Origin of the sequence: Amycolatopsis sp. w19 (genome assembly GCF_051373225.1) — a bacterium.
Taxonomy (GTDB): Bacteria; Actinomycetota; Actinomycetes; order Mycobacteriales; family Pseudonocardiaceae; genus Amycolatopsis; species Amycolatopsis japonica.
On sequence record NZ_JBPQFM010000024.1, the window covers coordinates 75,091 to 86,656 of the forward strand.

Consider the following 11,566-nt stretch of genomic DNA (forward strand, 5'->3'; position numbering starts at 1 on the left):
CCTCCCTAATTGCGTGCTTTCAAGGTCTGCAAAGCCAAATCGGCCGCCAGTGCGGACTTCTCGCACAGCTGCGGCATGGTGAACGCGCCCGCGGTGATGGTGACGGCCCGCACCGCCAGCGTCTGTCCTTTCGCGACGCCGACGAGCGTTTCGCAATCACCCGGCGTGCCGGTGTCGCGGTGGTTCCTGATGGCGGGGAACCCGTCGGCCTGCGTCGGTTCCGTCGTCATGCTGTTCTTGCGGCGCTTGCCGGTGAACCATTCTTCGACGTCCGCCGTGATCGTGCGGACGTAGTAGCTGTGGAAAGGCTGTTCGGCGTCCGCGTCGAAGACACAGGTCGGGCCGTCGATCGGTTCCGCGGCCGGGCGCGGTTTGCTGTTGATCTTGAGCCGGTCGAGCTGCGGATCGGCGAGCAGGACACACGGATCGACACCCTGGAGGGTCAACTCGGCGGGCCTGGCGGGCAGCGCGGACGCCTTGGCACCCTGCGTGGCCGAAGCCAGCGCGGGTTCGTTCGGGAACGGCTGGCCGCCCGTGTCCGTGGTACATCCGGCCAAGGCGAGGGTGAGCACGCCGCCGGACACCAGCACACGGGGCCTACGCCCGGTGAACACCACGGTCCCCGAGTGCGGCCGCCTTGTCCGCATCACTGGTCTTGTACTCCTTGGCCGCCGTGCGGAGCTGGCTGACCAACCCCCGAAGACCGGCCACGTACGCCCGGACCTGCGCGGCGTACGACTGGTCGCCGTCGGCCACCAGCGAGTTCCACACGTCGGTCGCGTGCACGCTCACGGTGTCGTTGGCCGGAGTGTCGATCCGCAGCTGGTCGAGCCGCGTCATGAGCTTGTCCTGCAACGCGTCGACCTGCTCTTCGACGATCTTCGCCACTTCGAGCAGCTTCGACGGATCGACTCTGATGTCGGCCACCGACGGTGGCGTCGGGACCGCCGACGTGAGGTCCTGGACCTTGCCCGATGCTGCCATTCCCCACCCCTTGGACACTGCGCACGGTGACCGTTCGTCCTGTCTGAGGCTACCAACGCCGATGTATCGGCTGCCTAAGCTTTGCCGGAAATACCGGGTTAGACGCACCAAGGACCGGAGCGGTTCCGTCCGGAATTCACGAGACCGGGGTGGCGATCTCTCCCTTGGCGGCGAGCAGGGCGATGTCGGTGCGATGGTGGGAGCCGGCCAGGTGGACCTTCTCGACCGTCGCGTAGGCGTCCTTGCGGGCGGCCTTCAGGTTCTTGCCGGTGCCGACGACCGACAGCACGCGGCCGCCGGAGGAGACCACGGCGCCGTCGTCGCGGCGGCGGGTGCCGGCGTGGAGCACGCCTTCGAGCTCACCACCGGTGATGACGTCGCCGGTCCTCGGCTTGCCGGGGTAGCCGTCGGCGGCGAGCACGACGGTGACCGCCGCGCCGGAATCCCAGTCCAGCGGCGGCAGTTCGGCGAGCTTGCCGGTCGCCGTCGCGTGCAGGACCTTGCCGAGCGGGCTGCGCAGCAGCGCCAGGACGACCTGGGTCTCCGGGTCGCCGAAGCGACAGTTGAACTCGATGACCTGCGGGCCCTCGGACGTCAGCGCGAGACCGGCGTAGAGCAGGCCGGAGAAGGTGGCGCCACGGTTGTCGAGTTCGTCGACCACGGGCTGGACGATACGGGCGACGACGTCGTCGACCAGGTCCTTCGGCGCCCACGGCAACGGCGCGTACGCCCCCATGCCGCCGGTGTTCGGGCCCGCGTCGCCGTCGCCGACGCGTTTGAAGTCCTGCGCGGGCAGCAGCGGGACGACCGTGCGGCCGTCGACGAAGCAGAAGAGAGAGGCCTCCGGACCGTCGAGGAACGACTCCAGGAGCACCGGATGGCCGCCGTCGAGCAGCATCAGGGCGTGCTTGCGCGCGACGTCGACGTCCGTGGTGACCACGACGCCCTTGCCCGCGGCGAGACCGTCGTCCTTGACCACCCAGGTGGGGCCGAACCGGCCGAGCGCGGCATCGAGACGAGCCGGGTTGTCGACGACCTCGCAGTGCGCCGTCGGCACCTTCGCGGCCGCCATGACGTCCTTCGCGAAGGCCTTCGAGCCCTCGATCCTGGCCGCGGACGCGGACGGGCCGAAGCAGGCGATGCCCGCCTTCCGGACCGCGTCGGCGACACCCGCCACCAGCGGGACCTCGGGACCGACCACCACCAGGTCCGCCTGCCACTGCTTCGCGAGGGCGGAGACCGATTCGGGGTCGGCCGCGTCGACGCCGAGCTGCTCGGCCACCGAAGAGGTGCCGGCGTTGCCCGGGGCACAGGCCAGTGCGGTGACGGAAGGGTCTTCCGCGACCGCGAGGACGAGTGCATGCTCACGGGCGCCGGACCCGATTACCAGTACGCGCACGACGCACAGGGTAACCGGGCCGGTGAGCTACAGAGACGTCGCCGTCCTCGAGCGGGTGGTTCCATCCGGCGTTCACCCGGCGGTCAGGCTTCCGCCGGTCCGTCTTCGCCGTCCGGACGCCTCCTGCGTCAAGGGTGGCGCGGTACCCCCGAGTTCAAGCGAAAGAGGTCATCCACCATGCGAAAGCGCCTGGGCGTGCTCGCCCTGTCCGGACTCGCCGTACTCAGTGTCACCGGGTTGGCCGGCGCCGCCGAGCCGGGTGCCCGAGATGTGTCGGCGTCGGCCAAGGGCCACGATGGGCCGGTGATCGTCGGACACCGCGGCGCCCCCGGCTACCGCCCGGAGCACACGCTCGCCTCGTATGAGCTCGCCTACCGCCAGGGCGTCGACTGGGTCGACGTCGACCTGGTGCCCACCAAGGACGGCCAGCTCGTCGCCCGGCACGAGAACGAGATCGGCGGGACCACCGACGTCGCGAAGCACCCCGAATTCGCGGGCCGGAAGACGACGAAGGTCATCGACGGCACGTCGTTCACCGGCTGGTTCACCGAGGACTTCACACTCGCCGAGCTGAAGACCCTGCGCGCGACCGAGCGGATCCCGCAGCTGCGGCCGAACAACAAGATCTACGACGGCCGCTACCAGATCGCCACCTACCAGGAGGTGCTCGACCTGACGCGCCGCCTGGGCCGGGAACTGCGTCGCGAGCTGGGGACGTACCCGGAGATCAAGCACTCGACCTACTTCTCGTCGATCAAGAACCCGACCGAGCCGAAGCTGGTCGAGCTGCTCAAGCGCAACGGGCTCAACCACCCGAAGGCGCCGGTGATCATCCAGTCGTTCGAGGTGTCGAACTTGATCGAGCTCTCGCGCCAGGTGCGGGTGCCGCTGCTGCAGCTGACCTCGGCGTCCGGCGCTCCGGCCGACTTCGTCGCGAAGGGTGACCCGCGGACGTACGCCGACCTCGTGACGCCGGCGGGCCTGAAGGAGATCTCGAAGTACGCGGACTACCTGGGCCCGGAGAAGGCGCAGGTCATCCCGGTGGTGAACGGCGCACTGGGGCAGCCGACCAAGCTCGTCGCCGACGCGCACAAGGCCGGGCTGAAGGTCGGGCCGTACACGTTCCGCAACGAGAACAACTTCCTCCCGCAGAACCTGCGTTCGTCGGCGAACCTCGCCGAGTACGGCAACGCTTTCGCCGAGCAGGAGGCTTTCCTCAAGGCGGGTGTCGACGGGTACTTCGCCGACCACCCGGACACGGCGTTGGAGGCTGTGAAGGCGTTCGAGGGGCGCTGACGCTTCTTCAAGTACGTGAAGGCCCCCTTCCTTGCGTCTGACGTAAGGAAGGGGGCCTTCACGTACTTCAGGCAGCCAGTGTGATTTGGGGGCCTCACTCGCGGTAGCACTCCCGCTCCCACCAACCACACTGAGTGGCCACAAGGGGCAAGGCGTGGGCGTTGGGCGACCGGTCGCGAGGTGAGTGCCAGGACGGGTTTCTTGACGGGACCTTGACATGCGCAGGTCGGCGGGCCTAATTTCGGCGGATCTCAATGGTCTGTCCGCATACCTTTTAAGTGGGTGCCCGATGGATGTCTCTGACAAGCAGGCCGCAGAACCCGCCGACGAAGACAGTGCCCGGCTCCACCAACTCGGCTACGCGCAGGAACTCCGGCGCACGATGTCGACCTTCTCCAACTTCGCCGTCTCCTTCACGATCATCTCGATCCTCTCCGGCTGCCTGACCCTCTACGGGTTCGGTATGAAGACCGGCGGGCCCGCCGCGATGATCTGGGGCTGGCCGCTGGTCGGCCTGTTCGTCATCCTGGTCGGGCTGGGCATGGCCGAGGTCTGCTCCAGCTATCCGACCGCGGGCGGCCTCTACTACTGGGCCGCGAAGCTCGCTCCGCGCAACGGCGCGGCGTGGTCGTGGTTCACCGGCTGGTTCAACCTCATCGGGCAGATCGCCGTCACCGCGGGGATCGACTTCGGCGCGGCGCTGTTCCTCAACGCCTTCCTCGACCTGCAGTTCGGGTTCGAGGCGACGCCGGGCAACACGATCCTGCTGCTCGCGATCATCCTGGTGATCCACGGCCTGCTGAACACCTTCGGCGTCAAGATCGTGGCGCTGCTGAACAGCATCAGCGTGTGGTGGCATCTGGTGGGTGTGCTGGTCATCGTCGGGGTGCTGATCGTCGTGCCCGCCAAGCACCAGGACGCGTCCTTCGTCTTCGGCGAGTTCGTGAACAAGACCGGCTGGGCTTCCCCGGTTTACGTTTTCTTACTGGGGCTCCTCGTCGCGCAGTACACACTGACCGGTTACGACGCCTCGGCGCATATGACCGAGGAGACCAAGAACGCGGCGAAGGCCGGACCGCGCGGCATCATCAACTCGATCCTCGTCTCCCTGGTCGCCGGATGGGTGCTGCTGATCGGCCTCACCTTCGCCATCCAGGACTACGACGGCGCCGTGGAATCCGAGACCGGGGTGCCGCCCGCGCAGATCTTCATCGACGCGACCGGCGCGACGACCGGCAAGTTCCTCCTGCTGATCTGCATCGGTGCCCAGTTGTTCTGCGGGATGGCGTCGGTGACCGCGAACTCACGGATGATCTACGCCTTCGCCCGCGATGGCGCGATCCCGGGGTCGAAGTTCTGGCACCGCATCAACAAGCGCACCCAGACACCGACCAACGCGGTGTGGCTGGCCGCGGGCGGCGCGCTCCTGCTCGCCCTGCCGTACCTGTGGAGCGCGACCGCCTACGCGGCGGTGACTTCGATCGCCGTCGTCGGGCTTTACGTGGCCTACGTGATCCCGGTGTTCCTGCGGGTGCGCAAGGGCGACGACTTCGAACCAGGACCGTGGAACCTCGGCCGCTGGGGCAAGCTCGTCGGGACCATCGCGACCGTCTGGGTCTGCTTCATCTTCGTGCTGTTCATGCTTCCGCAGGGATCACCGGTCACCATCGACAGTTTCAACTACACGCCCATCGCCTTCCTCGTCGTACTCGGGGGTGCGGCGGTGTGGTGGTTCGCCTCGGCACGCAAGTGGTTCACGGGTCCGAAGGTGCAGGGCTCCGAGGAGGAACTCGCCGCCGTGGAAAAGGAGCTCAAGGAACTGGGGTAGCGGCGACGTTCTCCCGGGAGCGGCCGGCGCGGACTCCGGTCACCGCGGCCGCTCCCAACGCCCCGACTCCGGCGAAGGCGTAGAAACCCCACGGATACGCGATCCCGGCGCTCAGCAGCGCGCCGCCGAGGATCGGGCCGCAGATCGCGCCGACCCGGCCGACACCCGCCGCCCAGCCGATCCCGGTGGCGCGCATGACGTCCGGGTACGTCTTGCCGATGTACGCGTACACGAGCACCTGCGCGCTGAACACGAACCCGCCGGTGAGGAACACGGCCACGTACAGGCCGACGGCGGGCAGCTTCACGCTCAGCAGCGCGAGGAACACGGCCGCTCCGAGGAACCAGAAGATCACCGCCGGCCGGACCCCGACCTTGTCCGCCACCCGGCCGGCGACGAGCAGGCCGACGACACCGCCGAGGTTCAGCGTGAGCAGCAGCCCGAGCGCCGCACCCAGCGGATACCCGGCCTGGCGCATGATCTCCGGCAGCCAGGTGTTGAGCCCGTAGACCAGCAGCAGCCCCATGAAGGACGTCACCCAGAACGCGATGGTGGCGCGCAGGAGCCCGCCGCGGAACAGCCCGCCGACGACCTCGGTCGCCGACTTCTCCTGCGTCTCCCGCGCCCGCTCGAAGGACTCGGACTCCGGCAGGTACTTGATCATCAGCGGGACCAGCACGAGCGCGGGCAGCGCGCCCGCGATGAACATCGCACGCCAGCCGAGCGGCTGGATCAGCCAAATGCCGAGCAGGGCGGTGAGTACCGCGCCGACGTGATAGCCGGTCATCACCGTGGTGGTCGCGCTGCCGCCCTTCCCCTTGCGGGCGTACTCGGTGACCAGCGCGATCGCCGTCGGCAGGCAGCCGCCGAGGCCCAGCCCGGCGAGGAAGCGCAGCAGACCGAAGACGAACGCCGACGGCGAGATCGCACAGAGCGCGGTGAACGCCGAGAACGCGGTGACCGCGATGATCAGCGCCTTCCGGCGGCCGATGACGTCGGTGATCGTGCCGATCGCCAGCGCGCCGATCGTCATGCCGATCAGTCCGACCGTCGAGATCACCGACGCCGTGCCCGGCGTCAGGCCCCAGACGTGGTCACGGAGCAGCGCGGGCAGCACCGTGCCCAGGACGACCAGGTCGAATCCGTCGAGCAGTACCGCCGTCCAGGCGAGTGGGACCACCCACGAACGGGCCGCGGCAGGGGACATGGGGACCTCCAGCTGTGTTCGCTATGCGCACGAGTATGCACAATACGAACGCTGTGAGCAAGGCCACTGGGCCCCTGAATGACATGAAAGGGCCGTTCAGGACGATAAATGTCCTGAACGCCCCTTTCATGACATGAGGGTCAGCGCTTCACGAGGTCTCCGAGAACCTGCCAGGTGCGAAGCCGCTCTTCGGTGTTCCGGATGCCGCTCTGTGCCGCGACGACCTCGGTCGCCCCGGCGTCGAAGTACCGCCGGATTTCGGCCGCGACGGTCTCCTCGTCCCCCGCGATCACCAGCTCACCGGCGGAATCCACACCCTGGGCGTCGAAGACCGCGCGGTAGGACGGGATGTCGCGGAAGAACGCGTACTGCCGGTCGACCGCGGCGCGCACGGCGTCGGGATCGTCGGTCACGGCGACCGGGGCCATCGCGATGATCCGCGGCGCCGGACGACCGGCGGCGGCCTTGGTGATCTCCGGGACGATCAGCCCGGAAAGGGCCTTCGGCCCGGCGAGGAACGGGATCGTGCCGTCGGCGAGCTCGCCGGTGACGCGCAGCGCCTGCCGTCCCATCGCGGCGACGATCACCGGGATGTCCGAAGACCCCGCGACGGAAAGCGAGGCCGCGAACCCCTTGGCGTGCGCCCGGACCGTCTCGCCGTGGAAGTCGACTTCGCCGCCGTCGAGCACCTGACGGAGGATCGTGAGGTACTCGCGAAGGTGTTTGATCGGCGACGGGTACTCGATGCCGTACGCCGGTTCGAGCCAGTTCTTCGCACCGGTTCCCAGGCCGAGCACGAAGCGGCCCCCGGTGGCGGCCTGCGCCGTCTGCGCGAGACCGGTGATCAGCAGGGGATGCCGCGGGTAGATCGGGACGACGCTCGTCCCGACGGTGATTCCCGGGACGGCCCGGCCCGCGAGGGCGGCGACGGTGATCGCGTCGTGCTCCATCTGCTGCGAGAACCAGACCGACGTCAGCCCCGCGTCGGCGGCCTGCCGGGTCTGGGTGACGAGTTCGTCGACGATGTTGACTGCGTCCGCGGTGTCCCCGGACGGGAGTGCCACTCCGATGGTCATGTTCGACGGCAACGACGGCGCCTCGCGGATATTTCGCCGTTCACCAGTTGGGATCATGCGCGCGGATCGCGGTGTTGGCCCACCCTGGGCGGCGTCCGACACCTCGATCCTGGAGAGACCCGATGTCGCTGACCGATGTCATCGAAGGAACCAAGACCGCCGTCGACGCCGACCCGCGCAACGCCGCCGTCTCGTTCAGCGTCGCCAACGCGCTGAACCCCGGGACCGCGACCCGGGTGGACGTGCGGGTGCGCGACCACTCGTTCGCCGTCGACGAGCCCGCAGCGCTCGGCGGCACCGACACCGCGGCGAACCCGGTCGAGTACGCGCTCGCCGCGCTGGGCTCGTGCCAGGTGATCACGTACCAGTTCTGGGCGGCGAAGCTCGGTGTGCCGCTCGAAGGCGTGCAGGTGACCGTGGACGGCGACATCGACCTTCACGGGTTCTTCGGGTTCTCGGAGACCCGGCCGGGCTTCGGGGACGTGCGCGTTTCGGTCGAGCTGAGCGGGCCCGCCGGGGCGGAGGTCTACGAGGACCTGAAGCGGCAGGTGGACGAGCACTGCCCGGTGCTGGACCTGTTCCGGAACCCGACGCCGGTGAAGACCTCGCTCGCTTAAGACGCTAGGAAAGGTCCTTTCATTGCGAAATTTGCAATGAAAGGACCTTTCCTAGCACGCGAAGGGGGTCAGACGAACTCGTGCCGCACGATGGTCTGCTCCCGGCCCGGGCCGACGCCGATCGCCGAGATCCGCGCGCCCGAGAGCTCTTCGAGCCGCTCGACGTAGGCCCGCGCGTTCGCCGGCAGCTCCTCGAAGGTGCGGCAGCTCGAGATGTCCTCGAACCAGCCCGGCAGCTCTTCGTAGATCGGCAGCGCGTGGTGCACGTCGGTCTGCGTCATCGGCATGTCGTACGTGCGGAACCCGTCGACCTCGTAGCCGACGCACACCGGCACCTTCTCCAGGCCGGACAGCACGTCCAGCTTGGTGAGGAAGTAGTCGGTGATGCCGTTGACCCGCACCGCGTAGCGCGCGATGACCGCGTCGAACCAGCCGGTGCGCCGCGAGCGGCCGGTGGTGACGCCGAACTCGCCGCCCTGTTTGCGCAGGTACTCGCCGGACTCGTCGTCCAGCTCGGTCGGGAACGGGCCGGAGCCGACACGCGTGGTGTAGGCCTTGAGGATGCCCAGCACGGTCTCGATCTTGCCGGGGCCGATGCCCGAACCCGCGCTCGCGCCGCCGGAGGTCGGGTTCGACGACGTCACGAACGGGTAGGTGCCGTGGTCGACGTCGAGCAGGGTGCCCTGCGAGCCTTCGAGCAGCACGGTCTCGCCGCGTTCGAGGGCCTGGTTGAGCTGCAGGCGCGTGTCGGCGATGCGGTGCGCGAACTTCTCGCCGGCGGCCAGCACCTCGTCGGCGACCTGGTTCGCGTCCAGCGCCTTGCGGTTGTAGACCTTGACCAGCACCTGGTTCTTGAACTCCAGTGCCGACTCGACCTTCTGCCGGAAGATCTTCTCGTCGAGCAGGTCCTGCACGCGGACGCCGACGCGGGCGATCTTGTCCTGGTAGCAGGGGCCGATGCCGCGGCCGGTGGTGCCGATCTTGCGGCTGCCGAGGTAACGCTCGGTGACCTTATCGATCGCCACGTGGTACGGCATGATCAAGTGCGCGTCGGCGGAGATCAGCAGCTTGCTGGTGTCGACGTCGCGTTCTTCCAGCCCGGCGAGTTCGTCGAGCAGCACGCCCGGGTCGATGACGACGCCGTTGCCGATGACGTTGGTGACGCCCGGCGTGAGGATCCCGGACGGGATGAGGTGGAGGGCGAAGTTCTGCCCGTCGGGAAGGACTACGGTGTGGCCCGCGTTGTTACCGCCTTGGTAACGCACGATCCACTGGACGCGGTCGCCGAGCAGGTCGGTGGCCTTGCCCTTGCCCTCGTCCCCCCATTGGGCCCCGATCAGCACGATGGCCGGCATGTGACACTCCAGGTGTTCGGCGACTTGTGGTTTGGCGCTGGTAAATGCCGGTGCATGAGCGTAACGGAGGGCCTTCGGGTGCGCGGAATAGTGGTGGTCTGTCCGGAGGGCGAGCCCACACTCCCGGAGATCGACGACGTCGAAATGGTGCACGTCCCGAGCCGTCCCGGCAAGGCGGATATCGACCCCTTGCTGGGGGAACACGATCATCTCGTGGTCGCGGGCACCGATGCCGACCTCGCGGCGGTCGCGCTGCGGCTGTTACGAAAAGAACAGCTCTCGGGCGTGTCGCTCGGCTTCGTGCCTTCCTCGCCGGACTCCGACGTCGCCCGCATCTGGAGCCTGCCGACGCAGCCGCTGCGCGCCCTCTCGCTCGCGTTGCGCGGCGAGGTCGACCCGGTACCGCTGATCCGCGACGACACCGGCGGCGTGCTGGTCGGACGCGGGGTGATCGGGATGATCCGCGGGGTGGCCTACTGCGACGAGCACACCGTCCTGCGCGGCCCCGCGCGCTCGATCGAGGTCGAGCCGGACACGAGCGGCCCGGGGCTGATGGTGCGGGTGACCAAGGGGACGCTGTTCAAGCGGCCTTCGACGCAGTACGCGCGGGCGTTCCAGCTCGGCTGCATCCCGACGCGGCCGAGCAGCGACGGCGTCGCGCATCCGCGGGCGATGAGCCGGTGGACCTGGTACCGGCACACTGAGGACCTCAGGCTGGTGCGCGGGCTGGACTAGAGGGTGTCGCCGAACTGAAGTCCGCCGGTCAGGCGAGGGCACGCGCGCGCGTCTCTTTTCGGCCGGAGGCCTCGGATTTGCGGAGACGGGCCGCTGAGACGGCCGAGCGAGTGGCTCGCCTCGCCACGGCCCGGCTGCGGAAATCCGGAAGCGCGCTCCGACGGACACCGATTAGGCCGTTCGGCTCAGAACCTTCAGCTGGACTTTCCGAAGATTTTTCGGCGACGGACACCCTGTCCTACCTGCTCGTGACACCCTCCGTTCACGAATAGCCAGCAGAGTGTCATCCGATGGTGTTGCGTGGGTCATATCCGTGCCGCATGGTGACCAGGTCCCCAAACCTGACACGGAGGCAGCAATATGCCAACTGCGCTTGCTGTTCGTCGCTCCTTCACCGTTCTCGCCGTCTCGGCGATCGTCTCCGCGGGCGTGGTGGGTGTCGCCGAAGCGACACCCCCGGGCATCCCGTCGGCCTCGACCGCCAAGACCCAGCTCGCCGCGCTGACCGTCAAGCCGGACGGTTCGTCGACCGGGTACAGCCGCGACAAGTTCCCGCACTGGTCCGACCAGGGCAACAGCTGCAACACGCGTGAGGTCGTGCTGAAGCGGGACGGCACGAACGTTCAGCAGGACAGCAGTTGCGCCGCCGTCTCCGGCAGCTGGTTCAGCCCGTACGACGGGGCCACCTGGACCGCTGCGTCCGATGTGGACATCGACCACGTCGTCCCGCTGTCCGCCGCGTGGCGCACCGGGGCGTCGTCGTGGACCACCGCGCAGCGGCAGGCGTTCGCGAACGACCTCAGCGCGCCGCAGCTGATCGCCGTCACGGACAACGTCAACCAGGAGAAGGGCGACAAGTCACCGGACGCCTGGAAGCCGCCGACCGTCGGCTACTGGTGCACCTACGCGAAGATGTGGACCACGGTGAAGTACAAGTACAAGCTGAGCATCAAGTCGGCGGAGAAGACCGCGCTGACGGACATGCTCAACCGCTGCTAGACCCCGCAAGTACATGAAGGCCCCCTTCCTTGCGCCTAGGTACATGAAGGGGGCCTTCACGTACTTTCGG

Annotated in this window: 11 protein-coding genes; 5 read left to right on the top strand and 6 right to left on the bottom strand. The window is 68.2% G+C overall.

What is annotated here, in order from left to right:
- Positions 1–5: 5 nt before the first annotated feature.
- The 3 genes from ACSMFO_RS34045 to purD all read right to left on the bottom strand — a co-directional run bounded on the left by ACSMFO_RS34045 (position 6) and on the right by purD (position 2,383).
- A complete protein-coding gene (locus ACSMFO_RS34045; protein ID WP_436461835.1) occupies positions 6–647 on the bottom strand; it encodes a DUF3558 domain-containing protein in 642 nt (213 codons plus the stop codon).
- Entirely contained in the window at positions 598–984 is a 387-nt protein-coding gene (locus ACSMFO_RS34050; protein ID WP_037334617.1) for a PE domain-containing protein, read from the bottom strand. The genes ACSMFO_RS34045 and ACSMFO_RS34050 overlap by 50 nt, the downstream gene beginning before the upstream one ends.
- Before the next feature lie 136 nt (positions 985–1,120).
- Complete coding sequence (purD, locus tag ACSMFO_RS34055; RefSeq protein WP_436461836.1) at positions 1,121–2,383, bottom strand: phosphoribosylamine--glycine ligase; 1,263 nt, start codon at positions 2,381–2,383, stop codon at positions 1,121–1,123.
- A 177-nt stretch (positions 2,384–2,560) separates the two neighbouring features.
- On the opposite strand from purD, the gene ACSMFO_RS34060 reads away from it, so the two are divergent.
- Together ACSMFO_RS34060 and ACSMFO_RS34065 are read left to right on the top strand one after the other, a co-directional pair.
- A complete protein-coding gene (locus ACSMFO_RS34060) occupies positions 2,561–3,679 on the top strand; it encodes a glycerophosphodiester phosphodiesterase (RefSeq protein ID WP_395861487.1) in 1,119 nt (372 codons plus the stop codon).
- A gap of 289 nt (positions 3,680–3,968) precedes the next feature.
- Positions 3,969–5,507, top strand: coding sequence for an amino acid permease (locus tag ACSMFO_RS34065; RefSeq protein WP_038521486.1), 1,539 nt, complete (start codon positions 3,969–3,971; stop codon positions 5,505–5,507).
- On the opposite strand, the gene ACSMFO_RS34070 is transcribed toward ACSMFO_RS34065, so the two are convergent.
- Positions 5,491–6,714 carry an MFS transporter gene (locus ACSMFO_RS34070; protein WP_350574815.1) on the bottom strand — a complete coding sequence of 408 codons (1,224 nt, stop codon included), beginning with the start codon at positions 6,712–6,714 and terminating at the stop codon, positions 5,491–5,493. The genes ACSMFO_RS34065 and ACSMFO_RS34070 overlap by 17 nt on opposite strands.
- 140 nt (positions 6,715–6,854) lie before the next feature.
- Complete coding sequence (locus ACSMFO_RS34075; RefSeq protein ID WP_436461837.1) at positions 6,855–7,790, bottom strand: LLM class F420-dependent oxidoreductase; 936 nt, start codon at positions 7,788–7,790, stop codon at positions 6,855–6,857.
- A gap of 122 nt (positions 7,791–7,912) precedes the next feature.
- On the opposite strand from ACSMFO_RS34075, the gene ACSMFO_RS34080 reads away from it, so the two are divergent.
- Positions 7,913–8,407 carry an OsmC family protein gene (locus tag ACSMFO_RS34080; RefSeq protein WP_038521494.1) on the top strand — a complete coding sequence of 165 codons (495 nt, stop codon included), beginning with the start codon at positions 7,913–7,915 and terminating at the stop codon, positions 8,405–8,407.
- 68 nt (positions 8,408–8,475) lie between these two features.
- Here ACSMFO_RS34080 and ACSMFO_RS34085 read toward each other — a convergent pair whose 3' ends face one another.
- The gene (locus tag ACSMFO_RS34085) at positions 8,476–9,762 is read right to left on the bottom strand and encodes an adenylosuccinate synthase (RefSeq protein WP_436461838.1); all 1,287 of its coding nucleotides are present in this window, start codon (positions 9,760–9,762) and stop codon (positions 8,476–8,478) included.
- Positions 9,763–9,816: 54 nt separating this feature from the next.
- On the opposite strand from ACSMFO_RS34085, the gene ACSMFO_RS34090 reads away from it, so the two are divergent.
- Complete coding sequence (locus ACSMFO_RS34090) at positions 9,817–10,497, top strand: hypothetical protein (protein ID WP_228694811.1); 681 nt, start codon at positions 9,817–9,819, stop codon at positions 10,495–10,497.
- A gap of 360 nt (positions 10,498–10,857) precedes the next feature.
- On the top strand, positions 10,858–11,496 hold the full coding sequence (locus ACSMFO_RS34095; RefSeq protein ID WP_038521503.1) for a GmrSD restriction endonuclease domain-containing protein: 639 nt from the start codon (positions 10,858–10,860) through the stop codon (positions 11,494–11,496).
- The last annotated feature ends 70 nt before the right edge of the window (positions 11,497–11,566 follow it).

What these genes read in the sequence shown, in the direction of transcription:
- ACSMFO_RS34045 (WP_436461835.1), bottom strand. Translation starts at nt 647, where the DNA reads ATGCGGACAAGGCGGCCGCACTCGGGGACCGTGGTGTTCACCGGGCGT.
- ACSMFO_RS34050 (WP_037334617.1), bottom strand. Translation starts at nt 984, where the DNA reads ATGGCAGCATCGGGCAAGGTCCAGGACCTCACGTCGGCGGTCCCGACG.
- ACSMFO_RS34060 (WP_395861487.1), top strand. Translation starts at nt 2,561, where the DNA reads ATGCGAAAGCGCCTGGGCGTGCTCGCCCTGTCCGGACTCGCCGTACTC.
- ACSMFO_RS34065 (WP_038521486.1), top strand. Translation starts at nt 3,969, where the DNA reads ATGGATGTCTCTGACAAGCAGGCCGCAGAACCCGCCGACGAAGACAGT.
- ACSMFO_RS34070 (WP_350574815.1), bottom strand. Translation starts at nt 6,714, where the DNA reads ATGTCCCCTGCCGCGGCCCGTTCGTGGGTGGTCCCACTCGCCTGGACG.
- ACSMFO_RS34075 (WP_436461837.1), bottom strand. Translation starts at nt 7,790, where the DNA reads ATGACCATCGGAGTGGCACTCCCGTCCGGGGACACCGCGGACGCAGTC.
- ACSMFO_RS34080 (WP_038521494.1), top strand. Translation starts at nt 7,913, where the DNA reads ATGTCGCTGACCGATGTCATCGAAGGAACCAAGACCGCCGTCGACGCC.
- ACSMFO_RS34085 (WP_436461838.1), bottom strand. Translation starts at nt 9,762, where the DNA reads ATGCCGGCCATCGTGCTGATCGGGGCCCAATGGGGGGACGAGGGCAAG.
- ACSMFO_RS34090 (WP_228694811.1), top strand. Translation starts at nt 9,817, where the DNA reads ATGAGCGTAACGGAGGGCCTTCGGGTGCGCGGAATAGTGGTGGTCTGT.
- ACSMFO_RS34095 (WP_038521503.1), top strand. Translation starts at nt 10,858, where the DNA reads ATGCCAACTGCGCTTGCTGTTCGTCGCTCCTTCACCGTTCTCGCCGTC.